The sequence below is a fragment of the Pseudomonas shirazensis genome (assembly GCF_050496565.1).
Classification (GTDB): domain Bacteria; phylum Pseudomonadota; class Gammaproteobacteria; order Pseudomonadales; family Pseudomonadaceae; genus Aquipseudomonas; species Aquipseudomonas shirazensis_A.
The window spans coordinates 32,644-52,104 of the sequence record NZ_JBNWAE010000020.1 but is presented as its reverse complement, the minus strand read 5'-3'; the positions used below and the strand labels follow the sequence as shown (position 1 = coordinate 52,104).

19 protein-coding genes and 1 pseudogene are annotated in these 19,461 nt (G+C 61.6%); 6 read left to right on the top strand and 14 right to left on the bottom strand.

Annotation, left to right across the window (positions count from 1 at the left end; all coding sequences use genetic code 11):
* The first annotated feature begins 133 nt into the window (after positions 1-133).
* The 4 genes from ACQZ2L_RS22490 to ACQZ2L_RS22475 all read left to right on the top strand — a co-directional run bounded on the left by ACQZ2L_RS22490 (position 134) and on the right by ACQZ2L_RS22475 (position 2,985).
* A complete protein-coding gene (locus tag ACQZ2L_RS22490; RefSeq protein ID WP_430327920.1) occupies positions 134-814 on the top strand; it encodes a Fe2+-dependent dioxygenase in 681 nt (226 codons plus the stop codon).
* Between the two features lie 2 nt (positions 815-816).
* On the top strand, positions 817-1,560 hold the full coding sequence (locus ACQZ2L_RS22485; RefSeq protein ID WP_430327919.1) for a tetratricopeptide repeat protein: 744 nt from the start codon (positions 817-819) through the stop codon (positions 1,558-1,560).
* A gap of 100 nt (positions 1,561-1,660) precedes the next feature.
* The gene (locus tag ACQZ2L_RS22480; RefSeq protein ID WP_430327918.1) at positions 1,661-2,224 is read left to right on the top strand and encodes a hypothetical protein; all 564 of its coding nucleotides are present in this window, start codon (positions 1,661-1,663) and stop codon (positions 2,222-2,224) included.
* Between the two features lie 224 nt (positions 2,225-2,448).
* Positions 2,449-2,985 (top strand): hypothetical protein, encoded by a 537-nt coding sequence (locus ACQZ2L_RS22475; RefSeq protein ID WP_430327917.1) that lies wholly within the window; start codon positions 2,449-2,451, stop codon positions 2,983-2,985.
* Between the two features lie 58 nt (positions 2,986-3,043).
* On the opposite strand, the gene ACQZ2L_RS22470 is transcribed toward ACQZ2L_RS22475, so the two are convergent.
* The 6 genes from ACQZ2L_RS22470 to ACQZ2L_RS22445 form a co-directional block, all read right to left on the bottom strand.
* Positions 3,044-4,207 (bottom strand): type III PLP-dependent enzyme, encoded by a 1,164-nt coding sequence (locus ACQZ2L_RS22470; protein WP_430327916.1) that lies wholly within the window; start codon positions 4,205-4,207, stop codon positions 3,044-3,046.
* A gap of 573 nt (positions 4,208-4,780) precedes the next feature.
* Positions 4,781-5,938, bottom strand: a complete 1,158-nt coding sequence (locus tag ACQZ2L_RS22465) for a betaine/proline/choline family ABC transporter ATP-binding protein (RefSeq protein ID WP_430327915.1) — start codon at positions 5,936-5,938, stop codon at positions 4,781-4,783.
* Complete coding sequence (locus ACQZ2L_RS22460) at positions 5,935-6,588, bottom strand: ABC transporter permease (RefSeq protein WP_430327914.1); 654 nt, start codon at positions 6,586-6,588, stop codon at positions 5,935-5,937. The genes ACQZ2L_RS22465 and ACQZ2L_RS22460 overlap by 4 nt, the downstream gene beginning before the upstream one ends.
* On the bottom strand, positions 6,585-7,511 hold the full coding sequence (locus ACQZ2L_RS22455) for a glycine betaine ABC transporter substrate-binding protein (RefSeq protein WP_430327913.1): 927 nt from the start codon (positions 7,509-7,511) through the stop codon (positions 6,585-6,587). Before ACQZ2L_RS22455 ends, ACQZ2L_RS22460 begins: the two co-directional genes overlap by 4 nt.
* Positions 7,512-7,524: 13 nt before the next feature.
* Positions 7,525-8,211: an ABC transporter permease gene (locus tag ACQZ2L_RS22450; protein ID WP_430327912.1), complete on the bottom strand. Its 687-nt coding sequence runs from the start codon at positions 8,209-8,211 to the stop codon at positions 7,525-7,527.
* Positions 8,212-8,524: 313 nt separating this feature from the next.
* Positions 8,525-8,725 (bottom strand): hypothetical protein, encoded by a 201-nt coding sequence (locus ACQZ2L_RS22445; RefSeq protein WP_430327911.1) that lies wholly within the window; start codon positions 8,723-8,725, stop codon positions 8,525-8,527.
* Here ACQZ2L_RS22445 and ACQZ2L_RS22440 point away from each other — a divergent pair.
* Positions 8,724-10,307, top strand: a complete 1,584-nt coding sequence (locus ACQZ2L_RS22440; protein ID WP_101316735.1) for a peptide chain release factor 3 — start codon at positions 8,724-8,726, stop codon at positions 10,305-10,307. The genes ACQZ2L_RS22445 and ACQZ2L_RS22440 overlap by 2 nt on opposite strands.
* Before the next feature lie 38 nt (positions 10,308-10,345).
* Here ACQZ2L_RS22440 and ACQZ2L_RS22435 read toward each other — a convergent pair whose 3' ends face one another.
* The 4 genes and pseudogenes from ACQZ2L_RS22435 to ACQZ2L_RS22420 form a co-directional block, all read right to left on the bottom strand.
* Positions 10,346-11,425: a polyamine ABC transporter substrate-binding protein gene (locus tag ACQZ2L_RS22435; RefSeq protein WP_430327910.1), complete on the bottom strand. Its 1,080-nt coding sequence runs from the start codon at positions 11,423-11,425 to the stop codon at positions 10,346-10,348.
* Positions 11,426-11,482: 57 nt separating this feature from the next.
* Positions 11,483-11,776, bottom strand: a pseudogene (locus tag ACQZ2L_RS22430) (cupin domain-containing protein); the annotation flags it as partial.
* Between the two features lie 81 nt (positions 11,777-11,857).
* Positions 11,858-13,264 carry an NAD(P)/FAD-dependent oxidoreductase gene (locus ACQZ2L_RS22425; RefSeq protein ID WP_430327909.1) on the bottom strand — a complete coding sequence of 469 codons (1,407 nt, stop codon included), beginning with the start codon at positions 13,262-13,264 and terminating at the stop codon, positions 11,858-11,860.
* 63 nt (positions 13,265-13,327) lie between these two features.
* Entirely contained in the window at positions 13,328-14,137 is an 810-nt protein-coding gene (locus tag ACQZ2L_RS22420) for a helix-turn-helix domain-containing protein (RefSeq protein ID WP_430327908.1), read from the bottom strand.
* Between the two features lie 234 nt (positions 14,138-14,371).
* On the opposite strand from ACQZ2L_RS22420, the gene ACQZ2L_RS22415 reads away from it, so the two are divergent.
* Positions 14,372-15,316 (top strand): hypothetical protein, encoded by a 945-nt coding sequence (locus ACQZ2L_RS22415; protein WP_430327907.1) that lies wholly within the window; start codon positions 14,372-14,374, stop codon positions 15,314-15,316.
* A 239-nt stretch (positions 15,317-15,555) separates the two neighbouring features.
* Here the strand turns inward: ACQZ2L_RS22415 and ACQZ2L_RS22410 are convergent, their stop codons facing one another.
* From ACQZ2L_RS22410 to ACQZ2L_RS22395, 4 genes are read right to left on the bottom strand one after another with little or no spacing between them, the layout of a single operon-like run.
* Positions 15,556-16,524, bottom strand: coding sequence for a peptide ABC transporter ATP-binding protein (locus tag ACQZ2L_RS22410; RefSeq protein WP_430327906.1), 969 nt, complete (start codon positions 16,522-16,524; stop codon positions 15,556-15,558).
* Positions 16,524-17,492, bottom strand: coding sequence for an ABC transporter ATP-binding protein (locus tag ACQZ2L_RS22405; RefSeq protein WP_430327905.1), 969 nt, complete (start codon positions 17,490-17,492; stop codon positions 16,524-16,526). Before ACQZ2L_RS22405 ends, ACQZ2L_RS22410 begins: the two co-directional genes overlap by 1 nt.
* A 10-nt stretch (positions 17,493-17,502) precedes the next feature.
* Entirely contained in the window at positions 17,503-18,429 is a 927-nt protein-coding gene (locus ACQZ2L_RS22400; RefSeq protein WP_181108495.1) for an ABC transporter permease subunit, read from the bottom strand.
* A 9-nt stretch (positions 18,430-18,438) separates the two neighbouring features.
* A complete protein-coding gene (locus ACQZ2L_RS22395) occupies positions 18,439-19,449 on the bottom strand; it encodes an ABC transporter permease subunit (protein WP_430327904.1) in 1,011 nt (336 codons plus the stop codon).
* Between the last annotated feature and the right edge of the window lie 12 nt (positions 19,450-19,461).

The following is a 19,461-nucleotide window of genomic DNA, read 5'->3' as shown; positions in this document are numbered from 1 at the left end:
ATACAAATTTACATTCTTTACAATTTGCCCCTTCATTTCCTCAGGTTTATTGCGAAGGGTCTGGCGAAAGGGCTTGCCGTGAGTAAAAGGGAATCAATATCATTGCCCCCTAGTCCCGACCTGGTCCATATCCATGCTGCTGCACATTCCCAATCTGTTCGCCCCCGATGAACTCTTGCGGATTCGTCAGGCGCTGGCGCAAGCAGATTGGGCCGATGGCAAGATCACCGCAGGCCACCAATCGGCCAAGGCTAAACACAACCTGCAGTTGCCCGAGGCGCATCCACTGGCCAAGGAAATCGGCAGCGCCCTCATCGAGCGTCTCTGGCAGACCCCGCAGTTCATGTCAGCGGCCTTGCCGCACAAGGTGTTCCCGCCGTTGATTAACTGCTATCGCGAGGGCGGCAACTTCGACTTTCACATCGACAATGCCCTGCGCCAGCCCAAGGGCAGTGCCGAGCGAGTACGTACCGACCTGTCGGCGACGCTGTTTCTCAGCGATCTGGAGAGCTATGACGGCGGCGAACTGGTGATTCAGGACACCTATGGCACGCAGCAGATCAAGCTGGCCGCAGGTGACATGGTGCTGTACCCCGGCACCAGCCTGCACAAGGTCAACCCGGTCACTCGCGGTGAGCGCTATGCGGCGTTCTTCTGGACCCAAAGCCTGGTCCGCGAAGACAGCCAGCGGGCACTGCTGTTCGAGATGGACAATGCCATTCAGCAGCTCAGCGCTGACCTGCCCGATCACCCGTCACTGCTGCAACTGACCGGCACCTATCACAACTTGCTGCGGCGCTGGGCAGAGGTCTGAACATGTCCTATCCGTTGCGCCGCGATGAGATCGTGGATGTCACAGCGCTGCGAGCCATGCTCGAAGCCAGCCCCGGCAAGGCCGCTCAAGCGATTCTGGCAGCAGCCGGGCAGGGCGTGAGTGAGGCGCAGTTGCTGCTTGGCCAGATTCTGCTGGATGGCCGCGGTATCGAGCGTGATCCGCAGCTGGCGCGACGATGGTTCAGCATTGCCACCCGCGCCGGCAGCAGCATGGCGCACAATATGCTCGGGCGCTGCCTGGAGCACGCCTGGGGCGGGCCGGCCGACCTGCCTGGCGCAGCAGTGCAGTACCAGCGCGCAGCCGCGCTGGGGCTGGACTGGGGCTGGTACAACCTGGGCAACCTGCTGGCCACCGGGCGCGGTGTCGAGCTTGACCAGAAGCTGGCGCTGGCCTGCTACGAGAAAGCTGCACATCTGGGCCATGCCAAATCGATGAACCTCTATGGGCGTTATCTGGAGCAGGGCATCGCCGGCCCTGCCAGCCCGGCGCGGGCGTTGCGCTGGTATCGGCGCTCGGCCGAGGGTGGGGATTTTCGCGGCATGTTCAGCCTGGCCATGGTGCTGGCCGAACGGGGCCAGTTCGATGCCGCGCACCCTTGGCTCGAGCGTGCCCGGCGCGAGGGCAATCTGGCCTTCTTGCACAGCGCACTGGCTACCCTGAGAAGCGCCGGTCCATCTCTGTCGACCTACGCCGACGATTACGCCGAGGCCATCCGCCGCGCTTGAAGGCGTTGCTCCGCAGGAAGTCTGTCACGCTCCATTGACGTTGCTGCTGCGCCTAGGCTGCTCGCGAGCCAATCCGGCTCTTTATGGCGAGGACAGCATCATGGCCAAGGACTACCTTCTAAAAAAATATGGCAGGTTGTACCTGCTGCGCGACGGCGAGCGTTACCCCATCAGCCTCAACCGCGACGGTGAACTGCAGGTGCGTGGCGATCAACCGCCGGAGCGCTTCACCATCGGCATGCTGCATCACCCGGCGATTGGCGGCGATGTGGCTTTCGAGTTCAGGACAGCCTCCGGCCGTCAGCTTACCGAGCAGGGCTCCGGTGTCGTGCGGGCTGCGCGTGAGGAAATGGGTGTGCCCGGGCCTGCGTGGCGCCTGCTGCGTGATGATATCGAAACGGACGGCAACCCCAATCTGCATCAGGTGCAGATTCAGACGCTGGACAGCCGTTTCGTCAGTGCAAGCCAGATGGACTATGTCGGAAAAAAAACCGGCCCTGTCCCCAACACGAGCTGGTCGGAGCTGTGGCTGTCGCAGACCCCGACGCCGAAGTGGGTCAACGTGTACGAGCCGCGCAACAGTAACCTGCTGCGCTACTTCGAGCCAACGGTGGCTCGACCTTCAGTGTTCCTGATCGAGGAGCTGGATGCCCCACCGAACTGAGTGACGCCTGAGCACAGACCCAACCCGAGCTGGCGCGGCTGGAACATCGACGCGCCAGCCCTCATTGCTGCCGCCAATAACCCATTCTGCGCAGATCGCGATCACCCCCATTAACGCCCCGCGCAACGCTGTGTCGAGGGGAAATCTATCGAGATTCAAGGCTGCAGAGTGTTTTCGTAGGCTGCTCGCGAGCCACCCCGGTTCCAATCAAGAGAAGCGCAGGCATGCCTAAAACACAAATTCCAAAGGAATGTATATCCGAGCTTTATCATGTTGCAGACAGCGTAGTACCGGTGCGCTTGATCACCGCCAGCCCGAGCTTTCTACCGGGCTACACCGGTCGTTTAGTCACCAGCAAGAACCCAAACCAAGCTTGGGAGACGGTGCGTCTGAAGCTCAAGTTTCATATCGAGAGTTATTCGTCAGAAAAGATGTCCGTACGTATGACATGCGCTATTGACTATCTCGGCTATCTGGACGACGTGTTCTACGCCACCGACGATGGCGACATCCATCTGGAAAATGACTTGTGGAGAGATCCATACGACTTCAGTGAAGGTGCCGCGTGGGAGTGCATCAATACCGGTGTCATGGGCGACCACGATGGCCAGCCGCGGCGGGTGTTTCAGATCAGGAATCTGGGCTATGACAAATGGGTGAAGGTTGAACGCCTGGACAACTTCATGTACTTGCGCCTGACCGGTGAGGGCTCCGGTTCAAGTTTCATGCTGGGTAAAGTCAGCGACATCGATTACTACTGATGGCAATGCTCGGCAAGCGTAGGCGCGGGAGGCAGTTGGCTGCCCCCGCGCTTTTTTATTACAGGTAGTAGGCTTTCAGCGGTGGGAAACCGTTGAATTCCACCGCGCTGTAGCTGGTGGTGTAGGCACCGGTCGACAGCCAGTACAGGCGGTCACCAATGGCCAGGTTCAGCGGCAGGCCATACTTGTACTGCTCGTACATGATGTCGGCGCTGTCGCAGGTTGGCCCTGCAATCACCACTTCTTCCATCTCGCCTTTCTTCTCGGTCCAGATCGGGAACTTGATCGACTCGTCCATGGTTTCGATCAGGCCGGAGAACTTGCCCACGTCGGTGTACACCCAGCGCTCGACAGCGGTACGCGACTTGCGCGCTACCAGCACCACTTCGCTGACCAGGATACCGGCGTTGGCAATCAGCGAACGGCCCGGCTCGAGGATGATTTCCGGCAGGTCGTCGCCGAAATCTTCCTTGAGGAAGCGGATGATTTCTTCAGCGTAGGTTTCCAGGCTGTTGGTCCGGGTGATGTAGTTGGCCGGGAAGCCGCCACCCATGTTGATCAGCTTGAGAACGATGCCGTCCTCTTCCTTCAAACGCTCGAAGATCACTTTGACCTTGGCGATGGCCGCGTCCCAGACGCTGATATCGCGCTGTTGCGAGCCGACATGGAAGGAGATGCCGTAAGGCACCAGGCCCAGGTCACGGGCGAGGATCAGCAGGTCCATGGCCATGTCGGTCTGGCAGCCGAACTTGCGCGACAGCGGCCAGTCGGCAGTGGTCGAGCCTTCGGTGAGAATGCGCACGTAGACCTTGGAACCCGGCGCGGCCTTGGCGATGTTGCGCAGGTCGGCTTCGGAGTCGGTCGCGTACAGGCGCACGCCCTTGTCGAAGAAGTAGCGGATGTCCTTGGACTTCTTGATGGTGTTGCCGTAGCTGATGCGGTCCGGGCTGACGCCCTGGTTCATGACCTTGTCCAGCTCGTAGATCGAAGCGATGTCGAAGTTCGAGCCTTTGTCCTTGAGCAGGTCGATGATTTCGACCGCCGGGTTGGCCTTGACTGCGTAGTAGACCTTGGCGAACTCGAAACCGGCGCGCAGGTCGTCATAGGCCTTGCTGATCATCTGTGTATCGATGACCACAAACGGGGTTTCCTGCTTGTCGGCGAACGCCTTCATCTTCTGGAAGGTGTCACGTGCGAAATAATCTTCGACTTGGATCGACATGCTCAAGGACTCCATGGGCAAACTGAAAAAGAAAGTGGCTGCAAACTGAACGCCCTCCGTATCCCCACTTTGGTTCGCCTACTTCCCAAGGCATGTCGCCGAAAGCAAAAAGGCCAACCGCATGGTTGCGCCTGCTGTCTCGTCGTCAGTACTTGAGCCGGATGGATCGTTTCCAGCATGGACGTTCGGCGCGCACTTTAGGGCGTGAACCAGGCAAGATCAACAGGCAATCCCCACCTGTTCGTCGCGGATCGACGAGCAGTTACTGGAATAACCGACTCGTATTACCGACAGATGTTCCTGAGCTGGCGCAAACGTAAATAATTGTGGAATAGGCGGGGATCTGGCTGCGAACCCCTGAAAAGCTGTGTTCATTGCAGGTCGGTGATATTTCACTGCAAGAACCCGCAAGTAAGCTCTGTAGACCGTTGGTCAGTGGTTCGCTGGATCAAACGTCGAGGCGGGGAGTGTCCACATTTATGGCCACACAGTCAGCGCCTGCGAGTGGCCAAAAAAAGCATAAATTTTTTGTTACCACAGCGGGGGCGCCCGATCACAGACGCCCCCGGTCATTCAGGAGGCCACCGTCTCGGCCGGCGAGACGATGCTGGTCTTGGCTCCGCGAGAGCGCCCCGAACTCAGGTAGGCCGCGATCGACTCCTGGGTCACCTCGCCAAGGAACACCTGTTCGGCATCCAGCACCGGCAACCACGCCCGGTTGAACTCGTACATCCGCGACAACAGGATGCGCAGATGCTCATCGTGCGATGCGGTGGCGTTGAACTGGCGCAGGAAGTCAGCACACGCGCCCTGCTGCCGGTGCATGTCACGGCGGCGCACATAACCCAGCGCTTTGTTCGCTGCGTCGGTCACCACTACATAGCGGCGGTCGTGCTCGTCGAGCAGCTCCAGCGCATCGGCCACGGGTGTGTCCGGGCTGACCGACGGCGCGTTGTCGGCCGCATCTTCTGCGCGGACCAGCAGCAGGCGCTTGAGGGTGCTGTCCTGGCCGACGAAGTTGCTGACGAAGTCGTCCACCGGGTGCGCCAGCAGGGTATCCGGGTGATCCAGCTGGAGCAGCTTGCCGGCGCGGAAGATGGCGATCTTGTCACCCAGCTTGATCGCTTCGTCGATGTCGTGGCTGACCATGATCACAGTCTTGTTAAGCGCCCGCTGCATCTCGAAGAACTCGTTCTGGATCATCTCGCGGTTGATCGGGTCAACCGCACCGAACGGTTCGTCCATCAGCAGCACCGGGGCGTCGGCGGCCAGTGCGCGGATCACGCCGATGCGCTGTTGCTGGCCACCGGACAACTCGCGCGGGTAACGCTGCAGGTACTGCTTGGGCTCAAGCTTGATCATGCTCATCAGCTCGCGCGCGCGGTCATGGCAGCGCTGCTTGTCCCAGCCGAGCAGGCGCGGCACCACGGTGATGTTCTCTTCGATGGTCATGTTCGGGAACAGACCGATCTGCTGGATCACATAGCCGATACTGCGGCGCAGGCTGACTTCGTCGAGCCCAGTGGTGTCTTCGCCATTGATGAATACCTGGCCCGAAGTCGGCGTGATCAGGCGGTTGATCATCTTCAAGGTGGTGCTCTTGCCGCAGCCCGACGGGCCGAGGAACACGCAGATTTCGCCTTCGTTGACGGTCAGGTTGACCGAGTCGACGGCTTTGACGTCCTTGCCGTTGGCATGGAAGGTCTTGCTGAGGTTCTTCAATTCGATCATGAGCGCAGTCCTCGTGGAGTCAGGGCACGTTGCAGGGCTTGCAGGAGCAGGTCGGCGATGATCGCCAGCAGGCTTACCAGCACCGCGCCGACCAGCAGCATCGACATGTCGCTGCGGCTGATGGAAGTCAGAATAAGTACACCCAGGCCACCGGCGCCGATGGTCGCGGCGATGGTCATCACGCCGATGTTCATCACCACGGCGGTACGCACCCCGGCGAGGATCACCGGCACGGCGATCGGCAGCTCGACCATGCGCAGGCGCTGGCCGAAGGTCATGCCGATACCGCGGGCGGCTTCACGGATGCCCGGTTCGACGTTGGTCAGGGCCAGGTAGGTGTTGCGCAGGATTGGCAGCAGTGAATAAAGGAACACTGCAGTGATTGCTGGCAATGGGCCCAGGCCCTGGCCGAACTTGGAGTAGAACGGCAGCAGCAGACCAAACAAGGCAATCGAGGGAATGGTCAGCAGCACCGTGGCGCTGGCCTGCAGCGGCCCGGCCAAAACCGGGAAGCGGGTCATCAGAATGCCCAGCGGCACGCCAAAGACAATCGCCAGGCTGACTGCGATGCCGACCAGGGTGATGTGCTGCCAGGTCAGTTGCAGCACCAGCGCCCAGTCGAGGTGGGCAAAGGTATCGAACAGGCTCATGGCTGTACCTCTTTGTCGGCAGTGCCGGGCAGCGGATGCTCACGCAGGAACGCAGCGGCAACCACCGACGGGCTCTGGTGTTCGACGTCGACCTTGGCATTGAGCTGGCGCATGGTCTCGTCGTCCAGTTGCTCGGCCAGCGGCTTGAGCAGGGTGGCCAGTTGCGGGTTGGCGTCGAGCACCGCTTTACGCACCACCGGAGCTGCGGTGTAGTCGGGGAAGTAGTGCTTGTCATCTTCCAGCAAGGTCAGGTTGAACGCGTTGAGGCGGCCATCGGTGGTGTACACCAGGCCGGCGAACACCTGATCGTTGCGCAGCGCGGTATAGACCAGGCCGGCATCCATCTGGCGGATGTTGGCGCGGCCAACCTGCAAGTCGTACAGCTCCTTGAGGCCCACCAGGCCATCCGGGCGGTTGGCGAACTCGGTGTCCAGCGCGACCAGATGCTTGCGCTTGTGCTCATCACGCAGCACCTGATTGAGCTGGCTGATGTTGCGCACCTGCGGGTACTCTGCGGCGACCTTGCTGGGCAGGGCCAGGGCGTAGGTATTGCTGAACTTCGATGGGGGCAGCCAGATCAGGTCCTTTTTCGCGTCGAGCTGTTTGACCTTGGCGTAGGTCGCTTCGGCACTGGGCATGCGCTCGTCGATATGGTTGTACGAGACCAGCGATACACCGGTGTACTCCCACATCAAATCGAGCTGGCCGGTCTCCTGCGCCTGGCGTGCCAGGCTGCTGCCCAGGCCGCCGGTCACGCGCACGGCAAAGCCATTGGCGCGCAGGTATTGCGCGGTGATTTCGGCGAGTACCGTCTGCTCGGTGAACACCCGGGCACCGATGCGAATCAGTGGTTTTTCCGCCGCTTGGGCAAATCCTGCCAACAGCAGGCCCGCGCCAAGCAACAAGGCGATGGTTTTTCTCATGGGTTCCCTCTACTTATTGGGCCAGGCCGCGTTCCAGCCAGCGCTTGCTGGAGAAACTCACCAGCACATCCAGCAACAACGCCAACGCCGCCGTGCAGGCCGCGCCGAGCAGTAGCTGTGGCTGATTGTTCAAGGCAATGGCCGGGAAAATCAGGCTGCCAAGGCTGTTGGCGCCGATCAGAAACGCCAGCGGCGCGGTGCCGACATTCAGCGCCAGAGCAACCCGCACGCCGCCGACAATGATCGGCACGGCATTGGGCAGTTCGACCTGCCAGAGTTGCTGGCGCGGGGTCATGCCGATGCCGGTAGCGGCTTCCTTGAGTGAGGCGGGAACGTTTTTCAGGCCTTCGTAGGTGTTGCGCACGATGGGCAGCAGGGAGGCGAGAAACAGCGCGAAGATCGCCGGGCCTGCGCCAATGCCCAGAAAGCTCAGGGCGATGGCCAGTACGGCCAGGGGAGGGATGGTGTTGCCTACGTTGAAGAACTGCATGAAGCGCTCGGCTTGGTCGACCCGGTGCGGTCGACTCAAGGCAATCCCGGCGGGGATGCCCACGGCCAATGCCGCCGCCATCGAAGCCAGCACCAGCATCAGGTGCGCTTGCAGGTAAAACCACAGATCGTCGCGATAACGCGCGATCGTATCGAGGCTGATCCAGTGGATCAGCAGGGCCAGGATGACAAGCGCGGTGGCCCATCCCATCAGCCCTTTTCCGTAGCGTCTAGCCACAGGTGGACTCCTTTTCTTGTCGTCGGCGAACAGTGCTGCGCAGCGCGGCCAGTGCAGGCGGCGGGCAGAGTGATCGCGAGTAGCAGCGTGGCGCTCAGCAAAGCTGCGCGGACATGCCATGAGCCAAGCCCCGTCGGGCTCGAAAATGCAGGTATTACCAGCCCCAAACTGCAATGGTCAGCAGGGGGTGGACGTCTCCGGGGGCGCAAAGGTTCCCATCTGCGGCGGCATTTGGCCAGCGTTAATCACTGGCTAGGCTGGATTTAGGCGCGATAAAACAGCGCGTTTACAGCTCGCAGGCGTTGAAATAACTACCTTTGCCGGCATTATCGATATTCTTCTGAACAGCCCAAAAAAATTCCGCTAACCCGGCTGCTGCCGGCAAGCTTTGCCATTGAGCAGAGCGCGGCGGCGTTGTTTGGGTCTGCAGACGGTTTCGGGTATAATCTGCGCCCTTTTTTCGATCTCCAGTCAGGCGATTTCCCATGACCAACCAGGCCGCCGAAGTCGCGAAGCGCCGCACTTTCGCAATCATTTCCCACCCCGACGCCGGTAAGACCACCATCACCGAGAAGCTCTTGCTGATGGGCAAGGCCATTGCCGTCGCCGGTACCGTGAAGTCGCGCAAGTCCGACCGCCACGCCACCTCCGACTGGATGGAAATGGAGAAGCAACGCGGCATCTCCATCACCACCTCGGTCATGCAGTTCCCTTACCGCGAACACATGATCAACCTGCTCGACACCCCGGGCCACGAAGACTTCTCGGAAGACACCTACCGCACCCTGACTGCGGTCGACTCGGCGCTGATGGTCCTCGACGGTGGTAAAGGCGTCGAGCCACGGACCATCGCCCTGATGGACGTCTGCCGTCTGCGTGATACGCCGATCGTCAGCTTCATCAACAAACTCGACCGCGATATCCGCGACCCGATCGAGCTGCTCGACGAGATCGAAGCAGTACTCAAGATCAAGGCCGCGCCAATCACCTGGCCGATCGGTTGCTACCGCGACTTCAAGGGCGTTTACCACCTGGCCGGCGACTACATCATCGTCTACACCCCAGGCCATGGTCACGAGCGCACCGAGGTCAAGATCATCGAGAAGCTCGACTCCGATGAAGCCCGCGCGCACCTGGGTGACGAGTACGATCGCTTCCTTGAGCAACTGGAGCTGGTGCAGGGCGCCTGCCACGAGTTCAACCAGGAAGAGTTCCTCAACGGCCAACTGACCCCGGTGTTCTTCGGAACCGCACTGGGCAACTTCGGTGTCGACCATGTACTCGACGCAGTAGTCGACTGGGCGCCGCGCCCGCTGGCACGCGTAGCCAACGAGCGGACCGTCGAGCCGGTCGAAGAGAAGTTCACCGGCTTCGTGTTCAAGATCCAGGCGAACATGGACCCGAAACACCGCGACCGCATCGCCTTCATGCGCATCTGCTCGGGCAAGTACGAAAAGGGCATGAAGATGCGCCATGTGCGCACCGGCAAGGACGTGCGCATCGGCGACGCCCTGACCTTCTTCTCCTCCGAGCGTGAGCAACTGGAAGAAGCCTTTGCCGGCGACATCATCGGCCTGCACAACCATGGCACCATCCAGATCGGCGACACCTTCAGCGAAGGCGAAAGCCTGGGCTTCACCGGCATCCCGCACTTCGCCCCGGAGCTGTTCCGCCGCGTGCGCCTGAAAGACCCGCTCAAGTCCAAGCAGCTGCGCCAAGGCCTGCAGCAGCTCGCCGAAGAAGGCGCGACCCAGGTCTTCTTCCCGCTGCGCAGCAACGACATCATCCTCGGTGCGGTTGGTGTGCTGCAGTTCGACGTGGTCGCCAGCCGCTTGAAGGAAGAGTACAAGGTCGAGTGCGGCTACGAGCCGATCACGGTCTGGTCGGCGCGCTGGATCAGCTGCGACGACAAGAAGAAGTTCGAGGAATTCGAGACCAAGGCTGTGGAGAACCTTGCAGTCGATGGCGGCGGTCACCTGACCTACCTCGCCCCGACCCGGGTCAACCTGGCGCTGATGGAAGAGCGCTGGCCAGACGTGAAATTCCGCGCCACGCGCGAACATCACTGATCTGATTATTGGGGCCGCATCTGCGGCCCCAATGCTAATCAGTTACCGGCTTTGATACTGGTCCACAAACGAGTGCGGATACGGTCGATCTTGGCGGGCATCGCCTCCAGTGCGTACAGCTTGCCCATCACATCGTCGCTCGGGTAGATCATCGTGTTGCTCTTGAGCGCAGGGTCGACCAGCGTGTCGGCCTTGAGGTTGCCGTTGGCGTATTGCACATGGTTGCTGATGTTGGCCATCACCTCAGGCTGCAACAGGTAGTTCATGTAGGCGTAGGCCTGCTTCTCGTCGGGCGCATCGGCTGGCATGGCGACCATGTCGAACCACATCGGTGCACCTTCCTTGGGGATCGAATAGCCGACCTTGACGCCGTTCTTGGCTTCTTCGGCGCGGTTCTTCGCCTGCAGCACATCGCCCGAGAAACCAACCACCACGCACACGTCGCCGTTGGCCAGGTCGCCGGTGTACTTGGAGGAGTGGAAGTAGCTGATGTACGGGCGCACCTTCATCAGCAGCTCTTTGGCTTTCTCGTAGTCCTTCGGATCCTGGCTGTGGTGCGGCAGGCCGAGATAGTGCAGGGCAATCGGCAGCAGCTCGGGGCCGTTGTCGAGCACCGCCACGCCGCAGCTCTTGAGCTTGCTCATGTACTCGGGCTTGAAGATCAGGTCCCAGGAATCGACCGGGGCGTTTTCGCCGAGCACCGCCTTGACCTTGTCGATGTTGTAGCCGATGCCGGTGCTGCCCCACAGATAGGGGAAGCCGTACTGGTTGCCTGGATCGTTGACCTCCAGCGCCTTGAGCAGCACCGGGTTGAGGTTCTGCCAGTTGGGCAGCTGGCTCTTGTCGAGTTTCTTCAGAGCCTTGCCCTGGATCTGCCGGGCCATGAAGTGGTTCGACGGGAACACCACGTCATAACCGGAGTTGCCGGTCATCAACTTGCCGTCGAGGGTCTCGTTGCTGTCGAACACGTCATAGGTCGGCACGATGCCGCTGGCCTGCTGGAAGTTCTTCAGGGTGTCGGGGGCGATGTAGCTCGACCAGTTGTAGATCTTTACCGACTCGGCGGCGTTGCTGACACAAGCGGCGAGCATCAGGGGAGCGATTAGAAGCGTGCGCATGTCCGGGGTACCTTGCTTTGTGTGTTGTTATCGAAGGACGGCAGAGGCGATCAGCGATCAGAAAATCAATACATAGGTCTTGCGCACGGTTTCTTCGATGTCCCAGATCCCGGTGCTGTTGGCCGGTAGCATCAGTGCGTCTCCGGCTTCTATGAGTAGCGGCTCGCCACCGTCAGGGGTGAAGGTGCAGCGGCCCTTGATGAAGTGGCAGAACTCCTGCTGAACGATCTGCCGGCGCCAGCGCCCTGGGGTGCACTCCCAGATGCCGGTTTCGACGCCATCGCTGCGCTCGACGCTGGTCACCGAAGTCACCGCGACCGGCTCACCAAGCGGCACGGCGACCGGGTTGGATTCCTCGAGTACGGCGCTGTCGGTGTGTTTGAACTAGGTGATGCTCATGACCAGTGAATCCTGTGTGGAGAAAAGGGCAAGTCAGTGCATGAAGCCTTCCATGAAGTCGGCCACGCCGCTGGCCAGGCGCCGGCGCCAGGGTGCGCTGGCGGGGTTGGCGAGGGTGCGGTCTTCATGGACAAAGCTGCGGATGATCGCGTTGTAGCCCAGCCAGCGGCAGGGCTCGGGCGGCCAGCTGGCCAGGCTGGTCAGCGGGCAGTTGTCGTGTACCCAGGGCTGTGCGGTCAGCTGGTTGTGCTGGCCAAGGATCAGCGCCGCCAGGGTGCGCCCGCCCAGGTTGGTCGCGCCTACGCCTTCGCCACCGTAGCCGCCAGCGAGGGCGATGCCGCGCTGACGATCACACAGAATGTGCGGGCGGAAGCGCCGGGCCATGCCCAGGTTGCCGCCCCAGGAATGGGTGATACGGGCGTTTTTCAGCTGCGGGAACAGCTCGCCGAACAGATAGCGGCGCAGCTCGATCTCGTGGTCCTTGAGGTTGAAGTCTTCGCGCAGACGGCCACCAAAGCGATAGCCACCACGCGCACCGAACACCAGGCGGTTGTCGGCGGTGCGCTGACCGTAGGTGACCTGGCGGCTGTTCTCGCTGAAGGCTTGCCCCTGGTTCAGGCCGATCTGCTCCCAGGTTGACTCCGGCAACGGCTCGGTGGCGACCAGCAGGCTCTGCACCGGCAATTGGTGTTTGCCTAGCGGCGGCAGGCTGGCTGCGTAACCCTCCACGGCCGGCACCAGCCAATGGGCGCGGACGTTGGCATGCGGGGTGCGCAGCATGCCAGGCTGCAGATCAAGCGCAGGGCTGTTCTCGTAGATGGTCACGCCCATGCGCTCGACCGCTCGGGCCAGGCCGCGCACCAGTTTGGCCGGCTGGATGGTGGCGGTGTGCGGGCTGAAGATCGCCCCGTATGGGTTGCTGACGCGCAGTTGCGCATCGAGTTGCTCGGGACGCAGCCAGCGGTAGTCGTCTTCGTTCATGCCCTGGCGGTAAAGGTCGTCGAGGTAGGCGCGCAGGCTGCGCTCCTGTTCCGGATACCGCGCTGCGCAGTACAGCACGCCGCCTTTGCGATAGTCGCAGTCGATGCCCTCATGCTGCAGCACGTTGTTTACTTCATCAGGGATGCCGTGCAGCAGGTCGATGCTGGCGCGGCGCAGCTGCGGCGACAGGGTGGCGAGCAGGCGGTCCTCACCCAGCAGATTGCCCATCAGCCAGCCGCCGTTGCGCCCGGATGCACCGAAGCCGGCGATGTTGGCTTCGACAATGGCGATGCTCAACTGCGGCGCCTGCTGTTTCAGGTAGTAAGCGGTCCACAGCCCGGTGTAGCCGGCGCCGATGATGCACACGTCGACATCGAGGTCCTTGGCCAGGGCCGGGCGGGCGTCGAGGGGCTCGTCGAGCTGGTCCATCCAAAGGCTGATCGTGCGCCAGGGTTGCATCAGGTGCAGCTCCACATCGGTAAGGTCTGTGGCTGATCCTAGGATGCTCCGGCGGCGGCTGTCTTACGTGCGTGCACGCAGGGAAAGTTGTTTTACATAGGCCTTGGGCGACAGCCCGGTATGTTCGCGGAACGCTTTATAGAACGCCGACAGCGAGTTGAAGCCGGCGCCGAATGCCAGTGCATCCATGGTCGCGCCGACGCTGCTGCTGTCGAGCCCTGCCAGCAGGTGCTGCAGGCGCGCCTGGTTAACGTAGCGATAGAAGCTCTGGCCGAGCACCTGATTGAGCAGGTAGGAAATCTGATTGCGGCTGTAACCGCTGTCTTTGGCCACTTGCTGCAGGTCCAGCTCAGGGTCCAGGTAGGGCCGCTGGCGCTGGAAGTAGTGTTCCAGGTCCTGCGCCATGGTGCTCAGCTGACGCGGCGACAGGCCCAGCCGGCTGGTAGCAGGGCGCAGGCCGCCGTTGCTGATGCTCTTGCTGCCTTGACGGACCAGTGTGGCGTATTCGTTGACCCGCCAGATCAGGCCGTCCTTGACGGTGATCGCCTCACTGGAGTGAAACGCAGTCAGGCCATCGCCGCCCTGCACCGTGACCTCGTACTGGATAAAGCCTGTGCAGCCGTCGACCCTGATGCGGTCATTGTGAACGATGTCTTCACCTGCTTCGCGGGGCAGGCAGACGCGCACATACTCGCGCAGCTCGGCATGGCCCATTACACGGTTCTGGAAGAAATCGTGGTATTCGACGTCGGGGTGATACAGGGCCATCACCCCATCGAGGTCGCGGTGTTTCCAGCACAGGTGATAGCGCAGCACGGTGTCGGCTGTAACGGGCGTCTGGGCGGGGCCGTCGGGCAGGGTAATGGATGTCATGGGGTGATGGTGCCGGGCCGCTCAGAGCCGGGCAAGTGCGCGTTGTAGGGGTCCCATTGCAGAAACCCTGAGTGGTATATAGCCATTCGGGCTTTATGCACGATCCTCCCTATGCGATTTTTTGTAAGTCATTGATTTATATAGATGTAATTTTTTGTCGCAATTGGCACAGCGTCTGCACTAGTGCAAGTGCAAGCAAACGGATCCGTTGCTAACTACAAAAGGCGCTGCCACATGATTACCACTGCCGAGCTATCACCCACTGTCGCCGATGCCTCGAACCATTCGGGCGTGTCCTGGGCGGCGATCTTCGCCGGTGCCGCTGCTGCTGCGGCACTCTCATTGATCCTGATGATCCTGGGCGCGGGCCTGGGCTTCGCTGCAACTTCGCCATGGGCCCATGAGGGTGCCAGTGCCAAGGCGCTGGGTATCTCGACCATCATCTGGCTGCTGCTCACGCAGATCATTGCTTCGGGCGCCGGTGGCTATATTGCCGGTCGCCTGCGAGTCAAATGGGCCAACCTGCATGCTGATGAAGTGTACTTCCGCGACACCGCGCATGGCTTCCTGGCCTGGGCTGTGGCGACTCTGGTAACCGCAGTGCTGATCGTCAGCATGCTCGGCAACGTCCTCAGTGCTGGCGCGCAGGCCGGTGCAGCTGCAGTGGGTGGCGCTGCTACCGCTGCGACCGCTGTAGTTGGCAAGTCTGACGCCGACCCAATGGGTTACTACACCGACAGCCTGTTCCGCAGTGAAGGTCCAGCGCCTGTTACTGACGACGCAGCCACCGCAGTTGCCGGTCGCGTGATTGCGCGCGCAGTAAGCAACGATGGTGCTCTGTCTGCTGATGACCGTGCCTACCTGGCGCAATTGGTCGCTCAGCGTACTCGCCTGACTCAGGCAGAAGCTGAAGCTCGCGTTGACCAGATCTATACCGAAGTGCAGCAGGATGCACAGAAAGCCAAGGTAGCTGCTCAAGAAGCCGCTGATACCGCCGCCAAGGTCGCTGCCTGGACCGCTCTGTGGACCTTCATCGGCCTGCTCTGCGGCGCGTTCTTCGCCTGCCTTGCTGCTCTGTTTGGTGGCCGTCAGCGTGATCAGGCTCGCTGGATCGACGTCGACGATGCGGCGTATGTCGGTCGCCGTACCGTTCACACCAACAGCGCGCCGATTCGCTAATCAACTGAACTGACCAGGAGAACTACCATGCGCTCGATTCTGCTTTGGATGATTGGGGTACCGATCCCTGTGATCATTTTGATTGCGATCTTTATGCACTGATAAAACCTGGGGGCGCTTTGCGCCCCTTTCGCGACACAAGGCCGCTCCTACACCGACCGCGCCATCCTCAGGATATGCGCGGTCGCTGTAGGAGCGGCCTTGTGTCGCGAAAGGGCTGCAAAGCAGCCCCCAGCCATCTAAAGAAACTGCTCCGCATAATGACACGCCACCTGCCGCGTCCCCACCTGCCTGAACGCCGGCACCTCCTTGCTGCACCGCTCCGTGGCATACGGACAACGCTTGTGAAAGGCGCAACCATCCGGTGGATTCAACGGATTAGGCAGCTCACCCACAATACGAATCTTCGGCTTCAACGGATCCGGATGAATCGCCGGCGTCGCTGACAACAACGCCTGGGTATAAGGGTGCAGCGGCTTGTCATAGATGTCCGCCTTCGGCCCCATCTCCGCAGGCCTGCCCAGATACATCACCAGCACCTGATCAGCCACATGCCGCACCACCGCCAGGTTGTGCGAGATGAACACGTAAGCGGTGTTGAATTCCTTCTGCAGGTCCATGAACAGGTTCAGCACCTGGGCCTGGATCGACACATCCAGCGCCGATGTCGGCTCATCCGCCACCAGCACCTTGGGCTGTAGCATCATCGCCCGGGCGAGGGCAATGCGCTGGCGCTGACCACCCGAGAACATATGCGGATAACGCTGGTAATGCTCCGGTCGTAATCCAACCTGCTGCATCATCGTCTGGACCTTCTCGCGGCGCTCTTGCTTGCTCAACGAGGTATTGATCAGCAATGGCTCGGCCAACTGGTCACCAATCTTCTGCCGCGGGTTGAGCGAGGCATACGGGCTCTGGAACACCATCTGCACATCACGGCGCAGTTGCTTGCGCTGCTCCTTGCTGGCGCCAGTGACTTCGGTGCCGGCGATCTGCAATGAGCCGGCGGTGGGTTCTTCGATCAAGGTCAGGGCGCGGGCCAGGGTCGACTTGCCGCAACCCGACTCGCCGACCACCGCCAGGGTCTGGCCCGCTTCAAGTTCGAACGAGACGCCATTGAGCGCCCGCACCAGAGCATGGCCCTTGAACAGGCCGCGAGACACCTGGTAATGGCGGGTAAGGTCACGTGCGCTGAGTACGGCAGTCATCACGCCACCTCCTGGTTCAGTGGATAGAGGCAGCGCGCCAGGCTCTGGCTCTTGGGCTCAAGCGCTGGTCGCTGCGTGCGGCAGTTGTCGCGCACATACGGGCAGCGCGGCGACAGCAGGCAGCCCTGCGGCCGGTCATAGCGGCCGGGGACGATGCCGGGCAGGGTGGCCAGGCGTTCGGCGCCGATGCTGTGCTCGGGAATCGCCGCCAGCAAGGCTTCGCTGTAGGGATGCGCGGGCACGTCGAACAGTTGCGGCACCTGGCCCACTTCAACCGCCTGGCCGGCGTACATCACGCAGACTCGCTTGGCAGTTTCGGCCACCACGGCGAGGTCGTGGGTGATCAGGATCAGCGCCATGTTGCGCTCTTGCTGAAGGTTGACCAGCAGCTCCATGATCTGCGCCTGAATGGTCACATCCAGCGCCGTGGTTGGCTCGTCGGCGATCAGCAGCTTGGGTTCGCCGGCGATGGCCATGGCAATCGCCACCCGTTGGCTCATGCCGCCCGATAGCTGGTGCGGGTAGGCCTGCAAGCGGCTTTCGGCAGCCGGAATCTCGACTTTTTCGAGCAGCTCCAGGGCCCGTTGCCGGGCCGCTTTGCCTTTCAGGCCGAGGTGCTGGCGCAATACTTCTTCGATCTGGAAGCCGACCGTGTAGCTTGGGTTGAGCGCAGTCATCGGGTCCTGAAAGATCATCGCGATGTCCTTGCCGACGATCTTGCGCCGCTGCCGGCCACTGAGCTTGAGCATGTCGGTGCCGGCGAAGCTCATGGTGTCTGCGGTGATCCAGCCGGGAGCGTCGATCAGGCCCATCAGGGCCATCATGGTCACCGACTTGCCCGAGCCGGACTCGCCGACGATGGCGACGATCTCGCCAGCATCCACCGCCAGGTCCAGGCCATCTACCACCGGCACTGCCGAGGCATCGCCGAAGCGCACGTTGAGGTTTTTGATCTGCAATAGTGACATGGCGTGGTCCTCAGGCGGCGTTCTTAAGTTTCGGGTCCAGCGCATCGCGCAAGCCGTCGCCCATCAGGTTGATTGCCAGCACACTGAGCAATATGGTCAAACCGGGCAGGCTCACCACCCACCAGGCGCGTTCGATGTAGTCGCGGGCCGAAGCGAGCATGGTGCCCCACTCAGGCGTTGGCGGTTGTACACCCAGGCCCAGAAAGCCCAGCGCTGCGGCGTCGAGGATGGCCGAGGAAAAGCTCAAGGTCGCCTGCACGATAAGCGGCGCCATGCAGTTGGGCAGCACGGTGACGAACATCAGCCGCGGCAGGCTGGCGCCGGCCAGGCGGGCAGCGGTGACGTAGTCGCGGTTGAGTTCGCCCATCACCGCGGCGCGGGTCAGGCGCACGTAGGCCGGCAGCGAAACGATGGCGATGGCGATCACGGTATTGATCAGGCCAGGGCCAAGGATCGCGACGATGGCCACTGCTAGCAGCAGCGAAGGCAGGGCCAGCATCACGTCCATCAGGCGCATGATCGACGGCCCGAGAATGCGCGGGAAGAACCCGGCCAAAAGGCCAAACAGCACGCCCGGGATCAGCGAAATCACCACCGATGACAGGCCGATCAGCAGCGACAGGCGCGCGCCCTGTATCAGTCGCGACAGCAGGTCACGGCCAAGCTCGTCGGTGCCGAGGATGAACTGCCAGGTACCCCCTTCGAGCCACACCGGCGGGGTCAGCAGAAAGTCGCGGTACTGCTCGCTCGGGCTGTGCGGCGCAACCCATGGCGCGAACAGCGCGCAGAACACCACCAGGGTCATGAACGCCAGGCCGGCGACCGCGCCCTTGTTGCGGGCGAACGCCTGCCAGAATTCCTTGTACGGTGACGGGTACAGCAGGCTTTGATCGACCGGGCTGGGCGCGGTCACGGTGTTGCGTGTATTACTGCTCATGACGTGGCCTCAGCGCTGGTGACGGATACGTGGATTGGCCAGGCCGTAGAGAATATCCACGACGAAATTGACCAGAATGACCAGGCAGGCGATCAGCAGGATGCCATTCTGGACCACGGGATAGTCACGGGCGCCGATGGCTTCGATCAGCCATTTGCCGATGCCCGGCCAGGAAAAGATGGTTTCGGTCAGGACCGCGCCCGCCAGCAAAGCGCCGACCTGCAGGCCGAATACGGTCAGTACCGGGATCAGCGCATTGCGTAGGCCATGCACGAACACCACCCGCGCTTGCGACAGGCCCTTGGCGCGGGCGGTGCGGATGTAGTCCTCGCGCAGCACTTCGAGCATCGACGAGCGGGTCATGCGCGCTATCACCGCCAGCGGAATGGTGCCCAGCACGATGGCCGGCAGAATCAGGTGCATGAGCGCATCCTTGAACGCGCCTTCTTCGTCACTGAGCAGGCTGTCGATGAGCATGAAGCCGGTCCGTGGTTCGATATCCAGCAACGGGTCGATGCGCCCGGATACCGGCGTCCAGCCCAGGCTTACCGAGAAGAACATGATCAGGATCAGGCCCCACCAGAAGATCGGCATCGAGTAGCCGGCCAGAGAAAGCCCCATCACCCCGTGATCGAACAGCGAGCCGCGCTTGAGTGCGGCGATCACCCCGGCGAGCAAACCGACAACGCCGGCGAAGAACAGCGCCGCCAGGGCCAACTCGAGGGTCGCCGGAAACAACGTGGTGAACTCGCTCCAGACAGTTTCGCGCGAGCGCAGCGATTCACCCAGGTCGCCTTGGGCGAGCTTGCCGATGTAGTCCAGATACTGGACCGGTAGCGGCTTGTTCAGGCCCAGCCGCTCCATGGCCTGGGCATGCATTTCAGGGTCGACCCGGCGTTCGCCCATCATCACTTCGACCGGGTCGCCGGGGATCAGGCGAATCAGGGCAAAGGTCAGCAGGGTGATACCGAAGAATGTCGGAATCAGCAGGCCCAGACGTCGGGCAATAAAACTCAACATGCTTGGTGTACC

Excerpts from the sequence above, each read along its gene's own strand:
- ACQZ2L_RS22490 (WP_430327920.1), top strand. The coding sequence starts at position 134 with ATGCTGCTGCACATTCCCAATCTGTTCGCCCCCGATGAACTCTTGCGG.
- ACQZ2L_RS22485 (WP_430327919.1), top strand. The coding sequence starts at position 817 with ATGTCCTATCCGTTGCGCCGCGATGAGATCGTGGATGTCACAGCGCTG.
- ACQZ2L_RS22480 (WP_430327918.1), top strand. The coding sequence starts at position 1,661 with ATGGCCAAGGACTACCTTCTAAAAAAATATGGCAGGTTGTACCTGCTG.
- ACQZ2L_RS22475 (WP_430327917.1), top strand. The coding sequence starts at position 2,449 with ATGCCTAAAACACAAATTCCAAAGGAATGTATATCCGAGCTTTATCAT.
- ACQZ2L_RS22470 (WP_430327916.1), bottom strand. The coding sequence starts at position 4,207 with ATGTCGATCCAAGTCGAAGATTATTTCGCACGTGACACCTTCCAGAAG.
- ACQZ2L_RS22465 (WP_430327915.1), bottom strand. The coding sequence starts at position 5,938 with ATGATCGAATTGAAGAACCTCAGCAAGACCTTCCATGCCAACGGCAAG.
- ACQZ2L_RS22460 (WP_430327914.1), bottom strand. The coding sequence starts at position 6,588 with ATGAGCCTGTTCGATACCTTTGCCCACCTCGACTGGGCGCTGGTGCTG.
- ACQZ2L_RS22455 (WP_430327913.1), bottom strand. The coding sequence starts at position 7,511 with ATGAGAAAAACCATCGCCTTGTTGCTTGGCGCGGGCCTGCTGTTGGCA.
- ACQZ2L_RS22450 (WP_430327912.1), bottom strand. The coding sequence starts at position 8,211 with ATGGGATGGGCCACCGCGCTTGTCATCCTGGCCCTGCTGATCCACTGG.
- ACQZ2L_RS22440 (WP_101316735.1), top strand. The coding sequence starts at position 8,724 with ATGACCAACCAGGCCGCCGAAGTCGCGAAGCGCCGCACTTTCGCAATC.
- ACQZ2L_RS22445 (WP_430327911.1), bottom strand. The coding sequence starts at position 8,725 with ATGGGAAATCGCCTGACTGGAGATCGAAAAAAGGGCGCAGATTATACC.
- ACQZ2L_RS22435 (WP_430327910.1), bottom strand. The coding sequence starts at position 11,425 with ATGCGCACGCTTCTAATCGCTCCCCTGATGCTCGCCGCTTGTGTCAGC.
- ACQZ2L_RS22425 (WP_430327909.1), bottom strand. The coding sequence starts at position 13,264 with ATGCAACCCTGGCGCACGATCAGCCTTTGGATGGACCAGCTCGACGAG.
- ACQZ2L_RS22420 (WP_430327908.1), bottom strand. The coding sequence starts at position 14,137 with ATGACATCCATTACCCTGCCCGACGGCCCCGCCCAGACGCCCGTTACA.
- ACQZ2L_RS22415 (WP_430327907.1), top strand. The coding sequence starts at position 14,372 with ATGATTACCACTGCCGAGCTATCACCCACTGTCGCCGATGCCTCGAAC.
- ACQZ2L_RS22410 (WP_430327906.1), bottom strand. The coding sequence starts at position 16,524 with ATGACTGCCGTACTCAGCGCACGTGACCTTACCCGCCATTACCAGGTG.
- ACQZ2L_RS22405 (WP_430327905.1), bottom strand. The coding sequence starts at position 17,492 with ATGTCACTATTGCAGATCAAAAACCTCAACGTGCGCTTCGGCGATGCC.
- ACQZ2L_RS22400 (WP_181108495.1), bottom strand. The coding sequence starts at position 18,429 with ATGAGCAGTAATACACGCAACACCGTGACCGCGCCCAGCCCGGTCGAT.
- ACQZ2L_RS22395 (WP_430327904.1), bottom strand. The coding sequence starts at position 19,449 with ATGTTGAGTTTTATTGCCCGACGTCTGGGCCTGCTGATTCCGACATTC.